The following is a 21,991-nucleotide window of genomic DNA, read 5'->3' on the forward strand; positions in this document are numbered from 1 at the left end:
CGTTACTCGCAGTCATTTGCACGGCGCCTAATGAGGACTTTTTCATGCCAGACATTACCCTGACCACCCTGCAAGGCCTCAAGCAAAAGGGTGAAAAAATCACCATGCTGACCTGCTACGACGCCACCTTCGCCCACGCCAGCTGCGCGGCCGGTGTCGAAGTGCTGCTGATCGGCGATTCGCTGGGCATGGTTACCCAAGGGCATGACAGCACGCTGCCCGTTACCGTCGCCGATATCTGCTATCACACGGCCAGTGTCAAACGCGGCAACCAGGGGGCCTTCATCATTGCCGACCTGCCGTTCATGGCCTACGCCACCCTCGAGCAGACCTTTCACAACAGCGGCCTGTTGATGCAGGCCGGTGCGCATATGGTCAAGGTCGAAGGCGCCGCCTGGCTCGCCGAATCCATCCGCCAGTTGGCCGAACGCGGCGTCCCGGTGTGCGTGCACATGGGCCTGACCCCACAGTCGGTGAACATCTTCGGCGGCTACAAGGTCCAGGGCCGCGGCGAAGCCCAGGCCCGGCAGATGCGCGCCGACGCCATCGCCCTGGAACAGGCCGGCGCGGCCATGATCCTGCTTGAATGCGTGCCGAGCGAACTGGCCGCGGAAATCACCCAGGCGGTTAAGGTCCCGGTGATCGGCATCGGTGCCGGCAGCGCCACCGACGGCCAGGTCCTGGTCCTGCACGACATGCTCGGCCTGTCCATCAGCGGTCGCGTGCCCAAGTTCGTGAAGAACTTCATGGCCGGCCAGGACAGCCTGCATGGCGCCCTGAGTGCCTACGTCAGTGAGGTCAAGGCCGTCACTTTCCCTGGGATCGAACACGGATTCAGTGCATGAACACAGTCAAGACCGTTCTCGAACTGCGCGCCGCCGTGGCGCGCGCCCGCGGCGAAGGCAAGCGCATCGGTTTCGTACCGACCATGGGCAACCTGCACAGCGGCCACGCGGCCCTGGTGACCAAGGCTGCGCAACGGGCGGACTTCGTGGTGGCGAGCATTTTCGTCAACCCGCTGCAATTCGGCGCCAACGAAGACCTAGACAAGTACCCACGGACCCTCGCCGCCGACCAGGAAAAACTGCTCCAGGCCGGCTGCCATCTGCTGTTCGCCCCCAGCGTCGAGGAAATGTACCCCGGCGGCATGGGCGGCCAGACCCGCGTCAGCGTCCCGCAGCTCTCCGAAGGCCTGTGCGGCGCCAGCCGTCCCGGGCATTTCGAAGGCGTGGCGACCGTGGTCAGCAAGCTGTTCAACATGGTCCAGCCGGACCTGGCGGTGTTCGGTCAGAAAGACTTCCAGCAACTGGCGGTGATCCGGCAGTTGGTGCATGACCTGAACATGCCGATCCAGATCATCGGCGAACCCACCGTGCGCGCCGCCGACGGCCTGGCGCTGTCCTCGCGCAACGGCTTTCTCGACGAACAACAGCGGGCCAAGGCACCCGCGCTGTATCGCAGCCTGAAGCAGATCGCCGAGGCCATCGAACAGGGCGAACGCGACTACCCCAAGCTACTGGCCGAACAGACCCGACAGATCGAAAGCGCCGGCTTCCGGCCCGACTACCTGGAAATCCGCCACGCCCTGAACCTGCGCCCGGCGACGCCCGAGGACCGTGACCTGGTGATCCTGGTCGCCGCCTTCCTCGGCACCACGCGCCTGATCGACAACCTGCACCTGAACCTCGACAGCCCGGCCTGACCGCCCGATTGCCCGGCCCCACGGCTTCGGGCAAACTGCCGCCGCCCGGCGCCACGCAGCACACATGCGTGGCGCCGCACGAGGATCCGACCGAGGAAACACCCCATGCACGCCATCATGCTCAAAGCCAAACTGCATCGCGCCGAAGTCACCCACGCGGTGCTCGATTACGAAGGTTCCTGCGCCATCGACGGCGAGTGGCTGGACCTGGCCGGGATCCGTGAATACGAACAGATCCAGATCTACAACGTCGACAACGGCGAGCGTTTCACCACCTACGCCATTCGCGGCGAGGAAGGCTCGCGGATCATCTCGGTCAACGGTGCCGCCGCCCACAAGGCCGGCGTCGGCGACCGGGTGATCATCTGCGCCTACGCCCATTACAGCGAAGCCGAACTGGTGGATTTCAAACCGCGCATGCTGTACATGGCCCCGGGCAACGAACTGAGCCACACCAGCCACTCGATTCCGGTGCAGGTCGCCTGATCACCATCCAAACGTATACGCGAAAACGCCTTTCGTCCCCGAGAGTGCGAAAAAGTACCGAGTAAAGGTCAGACAAAGCCAAGACAGATGCAGGCGCGAGCGGTACTGTAATCGCCCCTGCCTCATTCAACCGTGCTGATGCAGGTTGCCGGACACTGCCAGAGACAAAAGCAGGACGTTCCGGCGTTTCTGGTGTCCAAAAAGCCAAATGTCCAAAAGGCAGCTCTCGTAAAAGGAAACCCGCAGCGATGGCGTACTACCGCACTCCTCACGACGTGACCACCCTGCCCGCCTGGCAGGCGCTGAACCAACACCGCGACAACATGCACGATTTCAGCATGCGCGAAGCTTTCAATGCCGATCCGCAGCGCTTCAATCAGTTCACCCTCAGCAGCTGCGGGTTGTTCCTCGACTACTCCAAGAACCTGATCACCCAGGAAACCCGCAACCTGCTGGTGGGCCTGGCCAATGAAGTCGACCTGCAAGGCGCGATCAAGTCGCTGTTTGCCGGTGAACTGGTCAACGCCTCCGAAGGTCGCCCGGCCCTGCACACCGCCCTGCGCCGCCCGGTGGGCGACAAGCTCTCGGTCAACGGCGTCAACGTGATGCCCGACGTGCACAAAGTGCTGAACCAGATGACCGAGCTGGTCGGAAAAATCCACGACGGCCTGTGGCGCGGCTACAGCGAAAAACCGATCACCGACGTGGTGAACATCGGTATCGGTGGTTCGTTCCTGGGGCCGGAGCTGGTGTCCGAGGCGTTGCTGTCCTACGCCCATAAAGGTGTGCGCTGCCATTACCTGGCGAATATCGATGGCAGTGAATTCCATGAGCTGTCCGCCAAGATCCGCGCCGAGACCACCCTGTTCATCGTCTCGTCGAAAACCTTCACCACCCTTGAAACCCTGAAGAATGCCCGTGCCGCCCGTGATTGGTACCTGGCCCAGGGCGGCTCCGAAGCGGAGCTGTACAAGCACTTCATCGCGGTCTCGAGCAACAACGCCGCGGCCGTGGCCTTCGGCATCCGTGAAGAGAACATCTTCCCGATGTGGGACTGGGTCGGCGGGCGTTACTCGCTGTGGTCGGCCATCGGCTTGCCGATCGCCCTGGCCATCGGCATGTCGAACTTCAAGGAGCTGCTGTCCGGTGCCTACACCATGGACCAGCATTTCCAGACCGCGCCGTTCGAACAGAACATGCCGGTGCTGCTGGCCCTGCTGGGTGTCTGGTACGGCAACTTCTGGGGTGCGCAGAGCCATGCGATCCTGCCGTACGACCACTACCTGCGCAACATCACCAAGCACCTGCAGCAGCTGGACATGGAATCCAACGGCAAGAGCGTGCGCCAGGACGGCACGCCGGTGTCCACCGATACCGGTCCGGTGATCTGGGGCGGCGTCGGCTGCAACGGCCAGCATGCATACCACCAGTTGCTGCACCAGGGCACCCAGTTGATCCCGGCCGACTTTATCGTGCCGATCGTCAGCTTCAACCCGGTTGCCGACCACCATCAGTGGCTGTACGCCAACTGCCTGTCCCAGAGCCAGGCGCTGATGCTCGGCAAGACCCGCGACGAAGCGGAACGCGAGCTGCGTGACAAGGGCCTGAGCGAAGCCGAGGTGCAGAAACTGGCACCGCACAAGGTGATCCCGGGCAACCGTCCGAGCAACACCCTGGTGGTCGAGCGTATCAGCCCGCGTCGTCTCGGCGCCCTGGTGGCGATGTACGAACACAAGGTCTTCGTGCAGAGCGTGATTTGGGGCATCAACGCCTTCGATCAGTGGGGCGTGGAGCTGGGCAAGGAACTGGGCAAGGGCGTCTACAACCGCCTGACCGGCAGCGAAGAGTCCTCGGCCGAAGATGCTTCGACCCAGGGCCTGATCAACTACTTCCGCGGTCGTCATCGCGGTTGATAGCAGCCTCCCGGGCAGGCCCATCTACCCGGGACACCACCGAACCTGTAGGAGCAGGGCTTGCCCGCGAAGCTTTTGGCGGCTTCGAAGGCCCCTTCGCGGGCAAGCCCTGCTCCTACAAGGACCGTGTTAAGACAGTGGCATCCCGGGCGTCTTGGCCCGGGATGCCAGTCGGTGCAGGTTCGACTCTTTATCCGCTTGAACCCCGCCACAACAGAGCGCACCCTTGAGACTTGTCGTAGACAAGAACAAGGAAACGCCATGTTCGATCTTCGCACCTTCCCCAAGGCCGACGCCGTGCGTCAGGCCGCGCAATTGAGTCAGGACGACTACCGGCGCCTCTACCGCCAGTCCATCGACCAACCCGATACCTTCTGGGCCGAACAGGCCAAACGTTTTCTCGACTGGTCCAGACCCTGGGACAGCGTCCAGCACTGGGACCTGCATACCGGCCAGGCCAGCTGGTTCGCCGGCGCGCAATTGAATGTCAGCTACAACTGCATCGACCGCCATCTCGACAGCCGTGGCGACCAGATCGCCCTGGTCTGGGAAGGCGACAACCCCAGCGAATCGGCGCAGATCACCTACCGCAAACTGCACCACAACGTCTGCCGCCTGGCCAATGTGCTCAAGGCCCGTGGCGTGAACAAAGGCGACCGGGTGTGCATCTACATGCCGATGATTCCCGAAGCCACCTACGCCATGCTCGCCTGCGCGCGCCTCGGCGCCATCCACTCGGTGGTCTTCGGCGGTTTTTCCCCCGACGCCCTGCGCGACCGCATCCTCGATGCCGACTGCCGCACGGTGATCACCGCCGATGAAGGCGTGCGCGGCGGCAAATACATACCCCTCAAACAGAATGTCGACCAGGCGCTGCTCAGTTGCCCGAATGTCAGCACCGTGCTGGTGGTGGAGCGCACCCAGGCCGAGGTGAACTGGGTCGCGGACCGCGACCTCTGGTACCACGAAGCCCTGCACGGTATCAGCGCCGACTGCCCCTGCGAACCGATGGACGCCGAAGACCCGCTGTTCATCCTCTACACCTCCGGCAGCACCGGCAAACCCAAAGGGGTATTGCACAGCACCGGCGGCTACCTGCTGCAGGTCGCCATGACCTTCCAGTACGTGTTCGACTATCGCCCCGGCGAAGTCTTCTGGTGCACCGCCGATGTCGGCTGGGTCACCGGCCACAGTTATATCGTCTACGGCCCGCTGGCCAACGGCGCGACCAGCCTGATCTACGAAGGCGTGCCGAACTATCCGGACTCCTCGCGTTTCTGGCAGGTCATCGACAAGCACCAGGTGAATATCTTCTACACCGCGCCCACCGCCCTGCGCGCCCTGATGCGCGAAGGCCCGGCACCGCTGGAAAACACCTCGCGGGCCAGCCTGCGCCTGCTCGGCAGTGTCGGCGAGCCGATCAACCCGGAAGCCTGGGAGTGGTATTTCAATGCCGTCGGCGAGCAACGCTGCCCCATCGTCGACACCTGGTGGCAGACCGAGACCGGCGGCATCATGCTCACCCCGCTGATCGCCAACAGCCGGATCAAACCCGGCTGCGCGACCCAGCCGATGTTCGGCGTACTGCCGGTCCTGTTGGATGAGCAAGGTCAGGAAATCAGTGGCGCCGGCAGCGGCGTGTTCGCCCTGAAAAGCAGTTGGCCGGGGCAGATCCGCAGCGTCTATGGCGACCCGCAGCGTATGCTTGAAACCTATTTCAAGCCCTACCCCGGTTACTACTTCACGGGCGACGGCGCCCGCCGCGACGAGGACGGCGACTACTGGATCACCGGTCGTATCGATGATGTGATCAACGTCTCCGGCCACCGTATCGGCACCGCCGAAGTGGAAAGCGCCCTGGTGCTGCATGACAGCGTCGCCGAAGCCGCCGTGGTCGGTTATCCCCACGACCTCAAGGGCCAGGGCCTGTATGCCTTCGTCACCCCGATGAAAGGCGTCGAGGCAGACGACACGCTGAAAAAAGCGCTGTTGGCCCTGGTCGGCAAGGAAATCGGCAGCTTTGCCAAGCCGGACCTGATCCAGTGGGCCCCGGCCTTGCCGAAAACCCGCTCGGGCAAGATCATGCGGCGTATCCTGCGCAAGATCGCCAGCAACGAGCTGGACAGCCTCGGCGACACCTCGACCCTGGCCGACCCGAGCGTGGTCGACGGCCTGATCGAGCAGCGCCTCAATCCCTGAACCCCGGGCGGTGGACGTTGTTAGCCGCCCTATTGACCGAGCCAGCATGGAATTCCTTCGCCGCCGCATCGAAACCCAGCTTATGAGCCTGACCGGCCTGTCCCTGGGCATGCTCGACCTGGAAAACCCCAAGGGCGACCCCGGCCTCTTCGGCCCGGACTCGGTGAGCTGGCAGGTGCATGGCGACTTCAGCAGCATGCTGATCGGCGGCATCAGCGCGCTGATGCTGCAAGCCCTGCACCCGCTGGCCCTGGCCGGGGTCTGGGACCATTCGAACTTTCGCCAGGACATGCTCGGGCGCTTGCGGCGCACCAGCCAGTTCATTGCCGGGACCACCTTCGGCTCGCGCAAGGACGCCGAGTGGTTGATCGACAAGGTCCGCACCATCCACCTGCAGGTGGTCGGCACCGCGCCGGATGGCCGGCCTTACGCCGCCAGCGACCCGGAGCTGTTGACCTGGGTGCATGTGGCCGAGGTCAGCAGCTTTCTCAAGGCCCATCTGCGCTACCGCAACCCGCAGCTGTCGCCGGCGGACCAGGACCGCTACTACGATGAAATCGCCGTGATCGCCGAACGCCTGGGCGCACAGGATGTACCCCGCTCACGCCAGGCCATCGCCGACTACCTGCAACGCATGCGCCCGCAACTGCTCTGTGATGCCCGCAGCCGCGAAGTGTTGCGCCTGCTGCTGGCCGCCCCCGCCCCGAGTCGCCTGGCCCAACCGTTCGGCAGCCTGATGATGCAGGCCGGTATCGACCTGCTGCCGGACTGGGCCGGCGAGATGCTCGGCCAGTCGCAAAACCCGCTGCAACGCCAGGTCATCCGGGCCGGCGTCAAGCGCAGCGCGCCGTTGTTGCGCTGGGCCATGCGCAACGGTTCCGCCCAGCGCGCCAAACGCCGCATGGGCCTGATCCCCTGAAGGCTGGTAAACTCCCGCGCCAAATCCGACCCCAAGGCGCCGAGCATGTCTTCCTTGAACCAGGCGCTGCGCGCCGCCCTCGATCATCGCCAGGCACTGCTCGCCGAGCTGCACGGCCAAGGCACCGATTGCTATCGCCTGTTCCACGGCAGCCAGGAAGGTGCCGGCGGCCTGACCATCGACCGCTACGGCCCGCAGTTGATGGTGCAGACCTTCCACCAGACCCTGGAACGCGAAGACCTGCTCGCCCTGCACGGGGCCATCAACCAGCATCTGGAACTGGACACCCTGCTGGTCTACAACGACCGCTCCCGGGGCAACTCGCGGATCGATCGTGAAGACCCGGTCTATCGCGCCGACGAAGCCGCCCTCGCCGACCTGGTCGGTCATGAGGGCGGCCTGAACTACCGCGTCCGTGGCCGTCACGCCGGCCAGGACCCGCTGCTGTTCCTCGACCTGCGCAACGCCCGCGCCTGGGTCCGCCAGCACAGCGCCGGCAAGAGCGTGCTGAACCTCTTCGCCTACACCTGTGGCGTCGGCCTCAGCGCCGCGGCCGGCGGTGCCCGGGAGGTCTGCAACCTGGACTTCGCCGAGGGCAACCTGGCGGTCGGCCGGGAGAACGGCCTGCTCAACCCGCACCTGCCGTCGATGGACTTCATCCAGTCCGACTACTTCCCCGCCATCCGCCAGCTCGCCGGCCTGCCCATCAGCCAGCGGCGCGGGCAGAAACTGCCCAGCTACCAGCGCCTGGAACAGCGCCAGTACGACCTGGTGCTGCTCGACCCGCCCGCCTGGGCCAAGAGCGCCTTCGGCACCGTCGACCTGCTGCGCGACTACCAGAGCCTGCTCAAGCCGGCCCTGCTGGCGACCGCCGACAACGGCGTGCTGATCTGCTGCAACAACCTGGCGAAAGTCAGCCTGGAAGACTGGCGCGAACAGGTCCTGCGTTGCGCGGAAAAAGCCGGGCGTCCGGTGCGTGAATGGCAAGTGCTGGCCCCTGCCGCCGACTTCCCTTCCCGCGACCTGCAACCGCCATTGAAGACCCTGGTTTTGCACCTGTAGGAACCACTCGCAAATACCCGCTTTTACGCAGCAACAAGGGGCTTGCTTCGGAACCGCAAACGCATGCCATACTCCAAGGCACCTCCACCAAGAGAGACGACGCCTCACATGCCCAAAGGATTGAAACGCGCCCTCGGCGCCTTGTTGACCGGCCTCGCGCTGTACACCGTGCTCGGGTTCCTGATCATCCCCGGTGTTGGCCTGCGTATCGCCAACCAGCAACTGGCGCACTACGCCACGGTACCCGCCAGCCTGCAGCGCCTGGAGTTCAATCCTTTCAGTCTCGAGCTGACCCTGTGGGGACTGAATATCGGTGAACCGGGCAAGGAACAGGTCGCGTTCGAGCGTCTCTACGTCAACCTGCAGATCGACAGTCTCTGGACCCACGCCCTGCACCTGGTCGACATCCAGCTGGACAAGCCCAACACCGAGGTGACATTCAGCAAGGACGGCACCCTGAACCTCGCCCAGCTGTTCAAGCTGCCGCCCAGCGAACCGACCCCGGCCGACCCCAATAGCAAGCCGTTCCCGGTGCGCATCGACCAGATCGAACTGGCCGGCGGGCGCCTGCATTTCCAGGACCTGCGCCCCAGCGAGCCGATCGAGTTCACCTACACCCCGATGGACCTGGCGCTGAAGAACCTCAGCACCCTGCCTGAAGACAACGCCGCCATGACCCTGGTGGCCATCGGTGGCGACAGCGGACGGATCGACTGGAAAGGCAACTTCAGCCTGGTGCCAGTGGCTTCCGAGGGCTCGCTGAAGATCAGCGACAGCCATATGAAAGGCTGGTGGCCCTATGTGCGCGATGCCCTGCCACTGGTACTCGAGGACGGTGTCATCAACCTCAGCACCGACTACAAGTTCAGCCTCGCCAAAGACACCGAGCTGCTGCTGAGCAACACCGCCGTCAGCGTCGCGCCCTTCGCCATGAAGGCGCCGGATGGGCGCCCGCTGGTACGCCTGGAGCGCCTGGACGTCAGCGAAACCAGCGTTGACCTGGCCAAGCAGCAGGTCGTGGTCGGCAAGATCCGCAGCAACAAGCTCGAAACCTGGGCCGCCCGCGAGAAGGACGGGCAACTCGATTGGCAGAAACTCTTCGCCTCACAACCGGCCAAACCGGCGCCCAAGGAAGCACCGGCGACTTCCGACACGGCCAAGACCGAACCGCCAGCGCCGAGCAAGCCCTGGCAGGTCCTGCTCAAGGATGTGCAACTGCGCGACTACCGCGTGCACCTGGCCGACCGCGCGCCGAAAACCCAGGTGGCCCTGGAGCTCGGTCCGCTGAACCTGGACCTGGAAAACTTCGACAGCCTCAACCAGTCACCCTTCACCCTCAAGCTCGACACCGGGCTGGGCAAGCAGGGCAAGATCCTCGCCAGCGGCGAAGTCAACCTGAACCCGATCAGCGCCAAGCTCAAGGTCAACACCCAGGACATCGACCTGCGGGTGGCCCAGGCCTATGTCGAGCCGTTCATTCGTCTGGAAGTGCGCAGCGGCATGCTCGGCAGCGACCTCGCGGTCAACCTGAAAAGCGTCGACCCGCTGGCCTTCAGCGTGACCGGCAAGGCCCAGGTCGACCAGTTGCACACCCTCGACACCCTCAAGAGCCGCGACTTCGTGAAGTGGCAGAAGCTGACGATCGATGGCCTGAGCTATCAGCACGGTGACAGCTTGTCGATCGACAAGGTCAACCTGCTGCAACCCTATGCCCGCTTCATGATCAACGATGATCGCACCACCAACATCGATGACCTGCTGATCCCGCAACCGCCGGCGAGCAAGTCGGCGGAAAAAGCCAAGGCGCAACCCACGGCATCCAGCAGCAAGCCGCTGGGTATCCACGTTGGCGGTATTGCCATCAATGACGGCTCGGCCAACTTTGCCGACTTCAGCCTGACCCCGCACTTCGCCACGGCGGTCCAGCAGCTCAACGGCCAGATCGGCACCATCGACAGCCGCCAGCCGAAACCGGCCGGCGTCGATATCAACGGCAAGGTCGATCGTTATGCGCCGGTCACCATCAAGGGCGCGGTGAACCCGTTCGACCCGATGGCCAGCCTGGATATCGCCACCAGCTTCAAGCGCGTCGAGCTGACCACGCTGACCCCCTACTCCGGCAAGTTCGCCGGCTACCGCATCCGCAAGGGCCGGCTCAATCTCGACGTGCACTACCTGATCACCAAGGGCCAGCTGAAAGCCGAAAACAAACTGGTGGTCGAACAACTGCAACTGGGTGAGAAGGTCGACAGCCCGGATGCCGTGGACCTGCCGATCAAGCTGGCGATTGCCCTGCTCAAGGACTCCGACGGCAACATCTCCATCGAACTGCCGGTGAGCGGCGACCTCAACAACCCGCAGTTCAGCGTGATGCCGATCATCTGGCAGACCCTGCGCAACCTGATCGTGCGGGCCGCCACCGCGCCCTTCAAGTTCATTGGCGGGCTGATCTCCGGGGGCGACGCCCAGGACCTCAGCAACGTGTCCTTTGCTCCCGGCTCCAGCGAGCTGAGCAGCGATGCCCAGTCGTCCCTGACCAAGCTGGCGGCGGCCCTGAAGGAGCGTCCCAACCTGCGCCTGGAAATCGAAGGCACCGCGGCCCAGAGCAGTGACGGCGCGTTGATCGCCCAGCAGCGCCTGGATCGCGAATACCAGGCCACCTACTACAAGATGCTCCAGCGTCGCGGCGACAAGGTGCCGGCCCAGGCCTCGATGCTCCAGGTGCCGGAAGGAGAGAAAGCGCCGATGCTCGAGGGCATCTACCGCACCCTGCTCAAGCAGCAACCGCCTGCCGAGTGGGCCAAGCTGGGTAACGACGAACGTAGCGCCAAACTGAAGGCCGGGGTGATCACAGCCTGGAGCGGCAATGAGCCGCTGCTGCGCAAGCTCGGCCAGGACCGCGCCAGCAGCATCAAGGACTTCCTGGTGGACAAGGGCCAACTGGCCGATGACCGCGTGTACCTTATCGACGCCAACCTCGGCGATGCGCAGAAAGATGGCAGTGTCGTGACCCCGTTGCATCTGGATAGCGAGTAAGCATGCTCAAGCCGCTGATGTTCGGCCTGGCGCTGGCGTTGCTCGCCGGCCAGGCCCAGGCCGACACCCTGCGTTGCGGCAGCCAGTTGATCAGCGTGGGGGATCGCAAGTCGGAAGTTCTCGGCAAATGCGGCGAGCCGCGCTCCCAGGACCTGGTGGGCTATCAGCGCAGCTTCGACCGGCGCACCGAGGTGCAGATCGAAGAGTGGGTCTATCCGCAGAGCGGTGGCATGGTCCAGTACCTGCGCTTTGTCGGTGGACGCCTGGAGCGTATCGACAGCAAGCGCGGTAACTGACAACCCATAATAAAACAGGCCCCGACACACTGCGTCGGGGCCTGTAGTTGGTCACTCCCTGTGACCCATCGCCTGAACCTCGAGGCTCGGCAAGCGTACTGCAACACTACTTGCTTCACCCTAAAGCGGGTTCAAGCGAGATCCTTGTGCGTTACTCGGTTTTCAAGCCAGCGGCCGAAACGTCTTTGACCCCTTTGATTTTCTTGGTGATGCTCACCGCGGTATCTTTCTGTGCGGAAGTCACCGGGGTCATGGACGACAGGGAAACCACACCTTTGTTGGTTTCAACCTTGATGTCGGTACCCGGGATGCCTTTTTCGGTGACCAGGTCAGCTTTGACCTTGGTGGTGATCCAGGTGTCGGAAGTCTCTTCCTTGGCCTTGGTGACTTCACCAGCCGCGACAACCATTGGAGCCTGAGAAGTCGGTTGAGCGGCAAATGCGGCATTGGCCAAGGTCAGGGTCAGAGCGGTGGCAGTGGCGGCAGCGATAGCGAACTTCTTCATACAAATAACTCCTGTTCTTCTGGAAAAGTCTGCGCCTGGATCCTGGCGGCAGGGTTATCTGTAAGGTTGCAGGTGCTGTGCCAATCCACGAAAACAAAATAAACTGATATAAATCAATAAGTTAATAAAAACCACAAAAATCAGAATCGTGCAGATTGCATGACCGGCCGCCAGACTGCATGCAAGTTGCGGCTTTTGGCCACGGACAACCCGCTGAAAAATCGAGCTTTTCCAGCGCCCATAAAAAAGCACCCCGAAGGGTGCCTTTTTCAGCGAGAAGCCAAAGCGCGATTAAACGCCCGACGCCTTGGCTGCTGCAACGTCCTTGATGGACAGCTTGATACGGCCGCGGTTGTCCACGTCCAGTACCAGCACTTCCACTTCCTGGCCTTCTTTCAGGATATCGGTCACTTTCTCTACGCGAGCGTCGCTCAGCATCGAGATGTGAACCAGACCGTCCTTGCCTGGCAGGATGTTGACGAATGCGCCGAAGTCGACGATGCGCTCAACCTTACCGACGTAGATCTTGCCGATTTCAGCTTCCGCGGTGATGCCCAGGACGCGCTGACGAGCCGCTTCAGCCGCTTCCTTGGTTTCGCCGAAGATCTTGATCGAGCCGTCGTCTTCGATGTCGATCGAAGCCTTGGTCTCTTCACAGATCGCACGAATGGTCGCGCCGCCTTTACCGATGACATCACGGATTTTGTCGGTGTCGATTTTCATCGCGATCATGGTCGGAGCATTTTCCGACAGCTCGGTGCGGGACTGACCAATGATCTGGTTCATCTGGCCGAGGATGTTCAGGCGCGCTTCCAGGGCTTGGCCCAGGGCGATCTCCATGATCTCTTCGGTGATGCCCTTGATCTTGATGTCCATCTGCAGCGCGGTGACGCCTTTGGCGGTACCGGCTACCTTGAAGTCCATGTCGCCGAGGTGGTCTTCGTCACCCAGGATGTCGGTCAGGATGGCGAATTTCTCGCCTTCTTTGACCAGACCCATGGCGATACCGGCAACCGGCGCCTTCATCGGCACACCGGCATCCATCAGGGCCAGGGAAGCGCCACAGACCGAAGCCATGGAGCTCGAACCGTTGGACTCGGTGATTTCCGAAACCACGCGGATGGTGTACGGGAATTCAGCAGCATCCGGCAGCATGGCCTGGACCGAACGACGGGCCAGACGACCGTGACCGATTTCACGACGACCCGCGCCGCCCATGCGACCACACTCACCGACCGAGAACGGCGGGAAGTTGTAGTGCAGCATGAAGGGGTCTTTTTTCTCGCCTTCCAGGGTATCCAGCAGCTGTGCATCACGGGCAGTACCCAATGTTGCAACAACCAGCGCCTGGGTTTCACCACGGGTGAACAGGGCCGAACCGTGGGTCTTGGGCAGAACACCGACTTCGATGTTCAGCGGACGTACGGTCTTGGTGTCGCGGCCGTCGATACGTGGCTTGCCGTTGACGATGTTTTCGCGAACGGTGCGGTATTCGATTTCGCCGAAAGCGGCTTTCACTTCGCTGGAGGAAGGCTGGCCTTCTTCACCGGACAGTTTGGCAACCACTTGGTCTTTCAGCTCGCCCAGACGCGCGTAACGGTCGGCCTTGACGGTGATGGTGTAGGCCTGGGAGATCGCGTCGCCGAACTCGGCACGGATCGCGCCCAGCAGGGCAGTGGCTTCTGGAGCGGCAGCCCAGGTCCAGGTTGGCTTGGCAGCTTCGGCGGCCAGTTCCTTGACAGCCTGGATAACCACTTGGAATTCGTCGTGGGCGAACAGCACGGCGCCCAGCATCTGGTCTTCGGTCAGCTCCTTGGCTTCCGATTCAACCATCAGTACCGCTTCCGAGGTACCGGCAACGACCATGTCCAGGCTCGAGGCTTTCTGTTGTTCGTAAGTCGGGTTCAGCAGGTAGCCGGTGCTTTCGTGGAAAGCCACGCGCGCGGCGCCGATCGGGCCATCGAAAGGAATACCGGAGATGGCCAGGGCCGCCGAGGTACCGATCATCGCAGCGATGTCCGGATCGGTCTTCTTGCTGGTGGAAACGACGGTGCAGACAACCTGCACTTCGTTCATGAAACCTTCAGGGAACAGCGGGCGGATCGGACGGTCGATCAGGCGCGAAGTCAGGGTTTCTTTTTCGGAAGGACGGCCTTCACGCTTGAAGAAGCCACCAGGGATCTTGCCGGCGGCGTAGGTTTTTTCCTGGTAGTGCACGGACAGCGGGAAGAAGCCTTTGCTTGGATCCGCTTGCTTGGCACCGACAACGGTCACCAATACGCTGACGTCGTCGTCAACGGTGACCAATACTGCGCCGGAAGCCTGACGGGCGATACGGCCTGTCTCGAGGGTGACGGTCGACTGACCGAACTGGAATTTTTTGATGACCGGGTTCACGGTGTCCTACCTTCTTTTGTGGCTCTTGGGGAACTTGTCTTCTTGCGAAATTCTTGGGCAACGCCGGGAATCGGCCCGACTGTCATTGTCCGGATGCTGTCTTCGGGTAAAGCAGGTGCTCAGATAAAACTTGAGGCTGGAAGCTTGCCATGCGCCGGCGGGAAACCCGCTGACGCACAGCAAACAACCAACCTCATAGCGCAATCGCTGATTAGCGACGCAGACCCAGGCGACCGATCAGAGCGCTGTAACGGCTCACGTCCTTGCCTTTCAGGTAGTCCAGCAGCTTACGACGCTGGTTAACCATGCGGATCAGACCACGACGGGAGTGGTGGTCTTTACCGTTGGCCTTGAAGTGACCTTGCAGTTTGTTGATGTTGGCGGTCAGCAGTGCAACTTGCACTTCTGGCGAACCAGTATCACCAACGGCTTGCTGGTAGTCGGTAACGATTTGAGCTTTTTCTTCAACGCTGAGAGCCATGAGGCAATCCTTTTATCAAGAAACTGTTTCAAAAAAACAGTTTCAACAGGCCAGGGACAAATCCCTGTATCTATAAATGAGTAGTGACCGTGCCTGTTGACAGCCACCCTCTCCAGCCTGCTTTGACACAGGCTGGTTTCCGGTCATTCTGACCGAATCAGCCGACGCGGCGCGATGCGCCCGTCTTCGCTCACTTCACCGATACCGATAAAGCGACCGTTATGATCCTGTACCCGCACCATGCCGAACTTCGGCGCGTCCGGGGCACGTACCGGTTGGCCGTTGAGCCAATAGAACGCACTGTGCTCGGAAAAGTGCAGCAGCGGCCAGTCTAGCAGACCGCTGTCCGAAGGCATGAGGAAGCGATCAACCGCTTCGTTGCCACCTTCGGCATGCACCGCCTCGAGCTCTTCCAGCGTGACGGTCTGGGCCAGGGTGAAAGGGCCGGCCTGGGTCCGTCGCAATTCAGCCACGTACGCGCCACAACCGAGCTTCTCACCGATATCCTCCACCAGGGTACGAATATAGGTGCCCTTGCTGCAGTCCACCGCCAGCCGCGCAGTATCGCCTTCGCAGGCGAGCAATTCCAAGCGCGCAATAGTAACAGAACGCGGTTCGCGCTCCACTACTTCACCGGCACGGGCGAGCTTGTACAACGGCTGCCCGTCCCGCTTGAGCGCCGAGTACATCGGCGGTATCTGACTGATTTGACCGCGAAATTCCGGCAACACCGCTTCGATATCGGCACGACCAACGGTCACCGGGCGCGTCTGCAAAACCTCGCCTTCGGCGTCCGCGGTGGTGGTGGTCTTGCCCAGTTGCGCGAGGGTTTCGTAACCCTTGTCGGAATCGAGCAGGTACTGCGAGAACTTGGTGGCTTCGCCGAAGCACAACGGCAGCACGCCGGTGGCCAACGGATCGAGGCTGCCGGTATGGCCGGCCTTCTCGGCGTTGAGCAACCAGCGGACCTTCTGCAAGGCAGCGTTGGAAGTGAACCCCAACGGCTTGTCCAGCAGAATGATGCCGCTGACATTACGACGGATACGCTTGACCTGAGCCACCGATTACTCCCGACCGTCTTCTGGAAGGGTGTCTTCTGGAGCCGCGCCGTCGACATGTTGATTGTCTTCGGCCACGGCGCGCTCGATCAGCGCCGACAGGTGGGCACCACGCACGACGCTTTCGTCGTAGTGGAAGTGCAACTGCGGCACGCTGCGCAGCTTCATCTCGCGAGCCAGTTGCATGCGCAGGAAACCCGCCGCCGCGTTGAGCACCTTGATGCTCTGGGCGATGTCTTCCGGGTTGTCCTGGCCCATCACGGTGATGAAGATCTTCGCGTGGCCGACGTCACGGCTGACGTCGACGGCGGTAATGGTGACCAGGCCGACGCGCGGGTCTTTGACTTCACGACGGATCAGTTGCGCGAGCTCACGCTGCATCTGGTCGCCGATACGTTGGGTACGGCTGTATTCTTTTGCCATGTCTTGTTACCTGTAGCTGCCCTGCGGTGAAACCCGCGGGTCTGAAAGCGGCAAACGCCCGGCCTGGCAGAAGCCGGACCGGGCGTTGCGTTTAGAGTCCTGCCACCGTGCCGCGCATTTCAATGCGACGGCTCGGCGTGGCCCTTGAAGTGCGCGAGTCAGAGGCTGCGAGCAACCTGGACCTTCTCGTAGACTTCGATCTTGTCACCGACCTTGACGTCGTTGTAGCTCTTCACGCCGATACCGCATTCCATGCCGGCACGCACTTCGGAAGCGTCATCCTTGAAGCGGCGCAGGGATTCCAGCTCGCCTTCGAAGATAACGATGTCTTCACGCAGTACACGGATTGGACGGTTACGGTGAACAACACCCTCGATCACCATACAACCGGCGATCGCGCCAAACTTCGGCGAGCGGAACACGTCACGCACTTCAGCGGTACCCAGGATGTTCTCGCGAACATCGCTGCCCAGCATACCGGTGAGGGCTTTCTTGACGTCTTCGATGATGTCGTAGATCACGTTGTAGTAACGCATATCCAGACCTTCCTGCTCGACGATCTTCCGTGCGCCAGCATCGGCACGCACGTTGAAGCCGAACAGTACAGCGTTGGAGGCCAGTGCCAGGTTGGCGTCGGACTCGGTGATACCACCGACACCGCCACCGACAACACGCACTTGCACTTCGTCGTTACCCAGGCCGTTCAAGGCGCCGTTCAACGCTTCCAGCGAACCACGGACGTCGGATTTGAGGACGATGTTAAGCGTCTTCTTCTCTTCCTGGCCCATGTTCTCGAAGATGTTCTCAAGCTTGCCGGCGTGTGCACGGGCCAGTTTGACTTCGCGGAACTTGCCTTGACGGAACAGAGCCACTTCACGGGCTTTCTTCTCGTCGGCAACCACGCTCATCTCGTCGCCAGCGTCCGGGGTACCGTCCAGGCCGAGGATCTCGACCGGGATGGAAGGACCGGCTTCCTTGATCGGCTTGCCGTTCTCGTCGAGCATGGCCCGTACACGGCCATAGTTCGAACCGACCAGGACCATGTCGCCTTGGCGCAGGGTACCGTCTTGAACCAGAACGGTAGCCACCGGGCCACGACCTTTGTCGAGACGCGATTCAACCACGACGCCACGGCCAGGAGCCGACGGAGTCGCTTTCAGTTCAAGCACTTCGGCTTGCAGCAGGACCGCTTCGAGCAACTCGTCCACGCCGGTACCGACTTTCGCCGAAACCGATACGAACGGGGTGTCGCCGCCCCACTCTTCCGAGGTCACGCCATGAACCGACAGTTCGCTACGGATGCGATCGAGATCGGCGCCCGGCTTGTCGATCTTGTTCACGGCAACCACCAGTGGAACACCGGCGGCCTTGGCGTGCTGGACAGCTTCAATGGTCTGCGGCATTACGCCGTCGTCCGCTGCAACCACCAGGATCACGATGTCAGTGGCCTTGGCACCACGGGCACGCATCGCGGTAAACGCGGCGTGGCCCGGGGTGTCGAGGAACGTGACCATGCCGCGATCGGTTTCAACGTGGTACGCACCGATGTGCTGGGTGATACCACCGGCTTCGCCGGCCGCTACCTTGGCACGACGGATGTAGTCGAGCAGCGAGGTCTTACCGTGGTCAACGTGGCCCATGACGGTCACGACCGGTGCACGGGAGAACGCTTCACCTTCGAACTTCAGGGACTCGGCCAGGGAATCTTCCAGGGCGGTGTCGCTGACCAGGGTCACTTTGTGGCCCAGTTCTTCAGCAACCAGCTGGGCAGTTTCCTGGTCCAGTACCTGGTTGATGGTGGCCGGGGTACCCAGCTTGAACATGAACTTGATGATTTCAGCAGCCTTGACCGACATCTGCTGGGCGAGATCGCCCACAGTGATGGTCTCGCCGATCTTCACTTCACGCACGATAGGGCCGGTTGGGCTCTGGAAACCGTGGGCGTTGCGTTTCTTCAGCTTGGCCTTGCCGCGACCGCCACGACGGAAACCGTCGCTTTCTTCGTCGGTAGTGCGCGGAGCCACACGTGGCGCCGGCGCCTTTTCCTTGACCGAAGCACGGTGCGGGGCGTTCTTGCGTTCGCCATCGCCACTGCCGCTACGACGATTGCTATCGTCGGCACGTGGCTTGTCCGGGCGACGCGGTTCTTCGCGCTTGCGCTCGACGGCTGGTGCAGGAGCGGCCGCCGCGACTTCACGGACAGGCTCGGCAGCGACAACAGGTGCCTGGGCAACGGCTTCGACCACCGCAGCGTTACCCGGAGCAGCAGCAGGCTGGCGGCGCGCTTCTTCTTCGGCGCGACGCTTGGCTTCTTCTTCAGCCTTTTGACGAGCCGCATTCTCTACGGCACGACGTTCTTCCAGCTCGCGCTTGCGCTCGGCTTCGATTTCTTCCGGGCTGCGTTGTACGAAGACTTTCTTCTTGCGTACTTCAACGCTGATGCTTTTGCTACCGGCAACACGCAGGGTGCTGGTGGTCTTGCGCTGCAAGGTAATCTTGCGCGGCTCTTCCACTTTAGCCTTGTGGCTGCTTTTCAGGTGAGTCAGCAGCGATTGCTTCTCACTGTCGGTCACATGTTCCTCGGCGGCGGTGTGTGGCAGACCTGCCTCACGCATCTGCTGCAACAGGCGCTCTACCGGTGTTTTGACCTCATCGGCCAGTTGTTTCACCGTGACTTGCGTCATGCACTTCTCTCCTCAGGCCGCGCCTAATTACTCGAACCAATGGGCTCGGGCGGCCATGATCAACTTGCCGGCACGATCATCGTCAATGCCGTCGATGTCGAGCAGGTCGTCAATAGACTGCTCGGCCAGGTCTTCGCGGGTAATTACGCCGCGCACCGCCAGTTCCATCGCCAAATCCTTGTCCATACCCTCAAGCGAGAGCAGGTCTTCGGCCGGATGGGCGTCTGCCAGCTTTTCCTCAGTAGCGATGGCTTTAGTCAACAAACGATCCTTGGCCCGAGCGCGAAGCTCGTTGACGGTGTCTTCGTCAAAGCCATCGATGTTGAGCATTTCTTCCAACGGTACGTAGGCAATCTCTTCCAGGCTGGTAAAGCCTTCATCAACCAGTACCTGCGCCAGATCTTCGTCGACTTCCAGCTCGTCGATGAAGTTGCGCAGAATGTCACCGGTCTCTGCTTGCTGCTTAGCCTGGATGTCCGATTCGGTCATCACATTCAGGGTCCAGCCGGTCAACTGGCTGGCCAGACGCACGTTCTGACCACCGCGACCGATGGCCTGAGCGAGATTGTCTGCGCCGACGGCGATGTCCATCGCGTGGGCATCCTCGTCAACGATAATTGCCGCGACTTCCGCCGGCGACATGGCGTTGATCACGAACTGCGCCGGGTTGTCGTCCCACAGGACAATGTCCACGCGCTCGCCGCCCAACTCGCCGGAGACGGCCTGGACGCGCGAGCCGCGCATACCAATGCACGCGCCTTGCGGGTCGATGCGTTTGTCCTTGGAGCGGACCGCGATCTTGGCGCGCGAACCCGGGTCACGGGACGCGGCCATCACTTCGATCAGGCCTTCGGCGATTTCCGGCACTTCGATACGGAACAGCTCGATCAGCATTTCCGGCGCGGTACGCGACAGGATCAACTGCGGGCCGCGGTTCTCGGTGCGGATTTCCTTGAGCAGGGCACGCACGCGCACGCCGACGCGGAAAGTCTCGCGGGAAATGATGTCTTCGCGGGCCAGCAGCGCTTCGGCGTTGTTGCCCAGGTCAACGATAACGTTGTCACGGGTAACTTTCTTCACGGTGCCGGAGATGATTTCCCCCAGGCGCTCGCGATAGGCGTCGACGACCTGTGCACGCTCGGCTTCGCGAACCTTCTGCACAATGACTTGCTTGGCGGTCTGAGCGGCGATGCGACCGAATTCGATGGACTCGATCTTGTCTTCGACGACGTCGCCAACCTTGGCGCCTGGGTGGGTTTCTGCGACTTTGCTCGGCCAGGTCTCGATCGCCGGATCATCAAGATCGGCTTCCTCGACGACTGTCCAGCGACGGAAAGTCTCATAGGCACCGGTGTGGCGGTTGATTTCCACACGCAGGTCAACTTCGTCTTCAAAGCGCTTCTTGGTAGCGGTCGCCAGAGCAATCTCCAGCGCCTCAAAAATCACGCTTGCCGGTACACCCTTTTCGTTGGATACCGACTCAACAACCAGCAATACTTCTTTGCTCATCGTACGCCTCGCCTTTCGCAAGCCATTGGATCCGCGGGATCCGCGTCTCAGTCAAAACTGGGAATAATGTTGGCCTTGTCGATCAAATCGATCGGCAACAGGAACTCATGGTCTTCCACCTGCACCACGATGTCCTGCTCTTCCACTCCACGCAGAAGGCCCTGAAAATTACGTCGACCTTCGAACGGCGAGCGCAACTTTATCTTCACTTGTTCGCCGGCATGCGAGGCAAACTGTTCAAGGGTGAACAGCGGGCGTTCCATGCCAGGAGAGGAAACCTCAAGGGTGTATTCATTGGTGATGGGGTCTTCGACGTCCAGGACACCACTGATCTGGCGGCTGACGATGGCACAGTCGTCCACCAGCACACCGCCTTCTTTATCGATATAAACGCGCAACACGGAATGGCGACCTTGAGCCGAATACTCAATACCCCAGCATTCATAGCCAAGGGCCACGACCACCGGGGCCAACAAGGCCTGCAACTGTTCTAGCTTGCTCGACACCTGAACCCCCTCGTGCATCTCTGTGCATGCAATAGAAATAAACAAAAAATGGGCGAATCGCCCATCCCTGAAACGCCGTCGAACAGCGGCGTCATGAAGTACCCAGCCAACAAAAAGCCCCTGAAAAGGGGCTCCGCTAAAACTGGTTGCGGGGGCCGGATTTGAACCGACGACCTTCGGGTTATGAGCCCGACGAGCTACCAGACTGCTCCACCCCGCGACAAAGCTGGGGCGGAAGTATACGACCGATCCCTTGCAGGGTCAATGTAACCTTCCACCTACAAGAAAGCCCGCAACAGCGGGCTCTCCTGATAATTGGTACCGAGAAGGGGACTCGAACCCCTACACCCTATGGGCACAACCACCTCAAGGTTGCGTGTCTACCAATTCCACCACCTCGGCAATACAACGTTTACAGCATGAAACCCATTTTACTTCTGCTCTGGAGCCTTGGGTACATCAGTCGGTGAGGCCGACTTGGGTTCCTGGAGCACCGGTACATCATCAGATGCCGGTTTCTGCTTTGGCACTTCCAACACCGCTGGGTTTGGCAAACCTACTTGAGTCAGCTCATGAGCTTTCTCTTTAGCAAAGTAACCTAACCCCAAGCTGGTTATGAAGAAACCTGCGGCAAGTATAGCAGTAAACTTACTAAGAAAGGTAGAGGAACCTTGGCTTCCGAACACAGTATTTGAAGCACCTGCCCCGAAAGACGCACCAGCGTCCGCACCTTTACCCTGTTGCAGCAATACCAGAGCGACAACGCCCAGGGCACCCAACAGATGAAGAACGACTACGACTGTTTCCAGCATTTT

At 61.5% G+C, this 21,991-nt stretch carries 18 protein-coding genes and 2 tRNA genes; 9 read left to right on the forward strand and 11 right to left on the reverse strand.

Features of this window, described 5'->3' with window-relative positions; genetic code table 11:
• Window positions 1-44 precede the first annotated feature (44 nt).
• The 9 genes from panB to M5C01_RS05755 all read left to right on the forward strand — a co-directional run bounded on the left by panB (window position 45) and on the right by M5C01_RS05755 (window position 11,613).
• Window positions 45-845, forward strand: a complete 801-nt coding sequence (gene panB / locus M5C01_RS05715) for a 3-methyl-2-oxobutanoate hydroxymethyltransferase (RefSeq protein ID WP_103495474.1) — start codon at window positions 45-47, stop codon at window positions 843-845.
• The gene (gene panC / locus M5C01_RS05720) at window positions 842-1,702 is read left to right on the forward strand and encodes a pantoate--beta-alanine ligase (protein WP_152737615.1); all 861 of its coding nucleotides are present in this window, start codon (window positions 842-844) and stop codon (window positions 1,700-1,702) included. The genes panB and panC overlap by 4 nt, the downstream gene beginning before the upstream one ends.
• Window positions 1,703-1,807: 105 nt before the next feature.
• Window positions 1,808-2,188 carry an aspartate 1-decarboxylase gene (panD, locus tag M5C01_RS05725; RefSeq protein ID WP_040064140.1) on the forward strand — a complete coding sequence of 127 codons (381 nt, stop codon included), beginning with the start codon at window positions 1,808-1,810 and terminating at the stop codon, window positions 2,186-2,188.
• A 248-nt stretch (window positions 2,189-2,436) separates the two neighbouring features.
• Window positions 2,437-4,101 (forward strand): glucose-6-phosphate isomerase, encoded by a 1,665-nt coding sequence (gene pgi, locus M5C01_RS05730; RefSeq protein ID WP_103495476.1) that lies wholly within the window; start codon window positions 2,437-2,439, stop codon window positions 4,099-4,101.
• 261 nt (window positions 4,102-4,362) lie between these two features.
• On the forward strand, window positions 4,363-6,300 hold the full coding sequence (gene acs, locus M5C01_RS05735; protein WP_152737617.1) for an acetate--CoA ligase: 1,938 nt from the start codon (window positions 4,363-4,365) through the stop codon (window positions 6,298-6,300).
• A 46-nt stretch (window positions 6,301-6,346) separates the two neighbouring features.
• Window positions 6,347-7,219 (forward strand): oxygenase MpaB family protein, encoded by an 873-nt coding sequence (locus M5C01_RS05740; protein WP_152737618.1) that lies wholly within the window; start codon window positions 6,347-6,349, stop codon window positions 7,217-7,219.
• 45 nt (window positions 7,220-7,264) lie between these two features.
• Complete coding sequence (locus M5C01_RS05745) at window positions 7,265-8,281, forward strand: class I SAM-dependent methyltransferase (RefSeq protein WP_152737619.1); 1,017 nt, start codon at window positions 7,265-7,267, stop codon at window positions 8,279-8,281.
• 108 nt (window positions 8,282-8,389) lie between these two features.
• A complete protein-coding gene (locus M5C01_RS05750) occupies window positions 8,390-11,317 on the forward strand; it encodes a DUF748 domain-containing protein (protein WP_152737620.1) in 2,928 nt (975 codons plus the stop codon).
• Window positions 11,318-11,319: 2 nt separating this feature from the next.
• Entirely contained in the window at window positions 11,320-11,613 is a 294-nt protein-coding gene (locus M5C01_RS05755; RefSeq protein WP_152737621.1) for a DUF2845 domain-containing protein, read from the forward strand.
• 151 nt (window positions 11,614-11,764) lie between these two features.
• Here the strand turns inward: M5C01_RS05755 and M5C01_RS05760 are convergent, their stop codons facing one another.
• The 11 genes from M5C01_RS05760 to secG form a co-directional block, all read right to left on the reverse strand.
• The gene (locus M5C01_RS05760; protein ID WP_152737622.1) at window positions 11,765-12,118 is read right to left on the reverse strand and encodes a BON domain-containing protein; all 354 of its coding nucleotides are present in this window, start codon (window positions 12,116-12,118) and stop codon (window positions 11,765-11,767) included.
• Window positions 12,119-12,409: 291 nt separating this feature from the next.
• On the reverse strand, window positions 12,410-14,515 hold the full coding sequence (gene pnp / locus M5C01_RS05765; RefSeq protein ID WP_103495483.1) for a polyribonucleotide nucleotidyltransferase: 2,106 nt from the start codon (window positions 14,513-14,515) through the stop codon (window positions 12,410-12,412).
• A 211-nt stretch (window positions 14,516-14,726) separates the two neighbouring features.
• Complete coding sequence (rpsO, locus tag M5C01_RS05770) at window positions 14,727-14,996, reverse strand: 30S ribosomal protein S15 (protein ID WP_002555121.1); 270 nt, start codon at window positions 14,994-14,996, stop codon at window positions 14,727-14,729.
• A 143-nt stretch (window positions 14,997-15,139) separates the two neighbouring features.
• Complete coding sequence (gene truB, locus M5C01_RS05775; protein ID WP_103495484.1) at window positions 15,140-16,057, reverse strand: tRNA pseudouridine(55) synthase TruB; 918 nt, start codon at window positions 16,055-16,057, stop codon at window positions 15,140-15,142.
• A 3-nt stretch (window positions 16,058-16,060) separates the two neighbouring features.
• On the reverse strand, window positions 16,061-16,477 hold the full coding sequence (rbfA, locus tag M5C01_RS05780) for a 30S ribosome-binding factor RbfA (protein WP_100939594.1): 417 nt from the start codon (window positions 16,475-16,477) through the stop codon (window positions 16,061-16,063).
• Window positions 16,478-16,635: 158 nt separating this feature from the next.
• On the reverse strand, window positions 16,636-19,161 hold the full coding sequence (infB, locus tag M5C01_RS05785; protein ID WP_103495486.1) for a translation initiation factor IF-2: 2,526 nt from the start codon (window positions 19,159-19,161) through the stop codon (window positions 16,636-16,638).
• A gap of 27 nt (window positions 19,162-19,188) precedes the next feature.
• Window positions 19,189-20,670 (reverse strand): transcription termination factor NusA, encoded by a 1,482-nt coding sequence (gene nusA, locus M5C01_RS05790; protein WP_100939596.1) that lies wholly within the window; start codon window positions 20,668-20,670, stop codon window positions 19,189-19,191.
• 47 nt (window positions 20,671-20,717) lie between these two features.
• On the reverse strand, window positions 20,718-21,176 hold the full coding sequence (gene rimP / locus M5C01_RS05795; protein ID WP_177102043.1) for a ribosome maturation factor RimP: 459 nt from the start codon (window positions 21,174-21,176) through the stop codon (window positions 20,718-20,720).
• Window positions 21,177-21,319: 143 nt separating this feature from the next.
• Window positions 21,320-21,396 (reverse strand) — tRNA-Met (locus M5C01_RS05800).
• Between the two features lie 96 nt (window positions 21,397-21,492).
• Window positions 21,493-21,578: transfer RNA gene (locus M5C01_RS05805), tRNA-Leu, on the reverse strand.
• A gap of 29 nt (window positions 21,579-21,607) precedes the next feature.
• Complete coding sequence (gene secG / locus M5C01_RS05810) at window positions 21,608-21,988, reverse strand: preprotein translocase subunit SecG (protein ID WP_100939598.1); 381 nt, start codon at window positions 21,986-21,988, stop codon at window positions 21,608-21,610.
• Window positions 21,989-21,991 lie beyond the last annotated feature (3 nt).

The organism is Pseudomonas sp. MWU12-2319, assembly GCF_023242525.1.
Classification (GTDB): domain Bacteria; phylum Pseudomonadota; class Gammaproteobacteria; order Pseudomonadales; family Pseudomonadaceae; genus Aquipseudomonas; species Aquipseudomonas gingeri_D.

What these genes read in the sequence shown, in the direction of transcription:
- panB (WP_103495474.1), top strand. Translation starts at nt 45, where the DNA reads ATGCCAGACATTACCCTGACCACCCTGCAAGGCCTCAAGCAAAAGGGT.
- panC (WP_152737615.1), top strand. Translation starts at nt 842, where the DNA reads ATGAACACAGTCAAGACCGTTCTCGAACTGCGCGCCGCCGTGGCGCGC.
- panD (WP_040064140.1), top strand. Translation starts at nt 1,808, where the DNA reads ATGCACGCCATCATGCTCAAAGCCAAACTGCATCGCGCCGAAGTCACC.
- pgi (WP_103495476.1), top strand. Translation starts at nt 2,437, where the DNA reads ATGGCGTACTACCGCACTCCTCACGACGTGACCACCCTGCCCGCCTGG.
- acs (WP_152737617.1), top strand. Translation starts at nt 4,363, where the DNA reads ATGTTCGATCTTCGCACCTTCCCCAAGGCCGACGCCGTGCGTCAGGCC.
- M5C01_RS05740 (WP_152737618.1), top strand. Translation starts at nt 6,347, where the DNA reads ATGGAATTCCTTCGCCGCCGCATCGAAACCCAGCTTATGAGCCTGACC.
- M5C01_RS05745 (WP_152737619.1), top strand. Translation starts at nt 7,265, where the DNA reads ATGTCTTCCTTGAACCAGGCGCTGCGCGCCGCCCTCGATCATCGCCAG.
- M5C01_RS05750 (WP_152737620.1), top strand. Translation starts at nt 8,390, where the DNA reads ATGCCCAAAGGATTGAAACGCGCCCTCGGCGCCTTGTTGACCGGCCTC.
- M5C01_RS05755 (WP_152737621.1), top strand. Translation starts at nt 11,320, where the DNA reads ATGCTCAAGCCGCTGATGTTCGGCCTGGCGCTGGCGTTGCTCGCCGGC.
- M5C01_RS05760 (WP_152737622.1), bottom strand. Translation starts at nt 12,118, where the DNA reads ATGAAGAAGTTCGCTATCGCTGCCGCCACTGCCACCGCTCTGACCCTG.
- rpsO (WP_002555121.1), bottom strand. Translation starts at nt 14,996, where the DNA reads ATGGCTCTCAGCGTTGAAGAAAAAGCTCAAATCGTTACCGACTACCAG.
- rbfA (WP_100939594.1), bottom strand. Translation starts at nt 16,477, where the DNA reads ATGGCAAAAGAATACAGCCGTACCCAACGTATCGGCGACCAGATGCAG.
- infB (WP_103495486.1), bottom strand. Translation starts at nt 19,161, where the DNA reads ATGACGCAAGTCACGGTGAAACAACTGGCCGATGAGGTCAAAACACCG.
- nusA (WP_100939596.1), bottom strand. Translation starts at nt 20,670, where the DNA reads ATGAGCAAAGAAGTATTGCTGGTTGTTGAGTCGGTATCCAACGAAAAG.
- secG (WP_100939598.1), bottom strand. Translation starts at nt 21,988, where the DNA reads ATGCTGGAAACAGTCGTAGTCGTTCTTCATCTGTTGGGTGCCCTGGGC.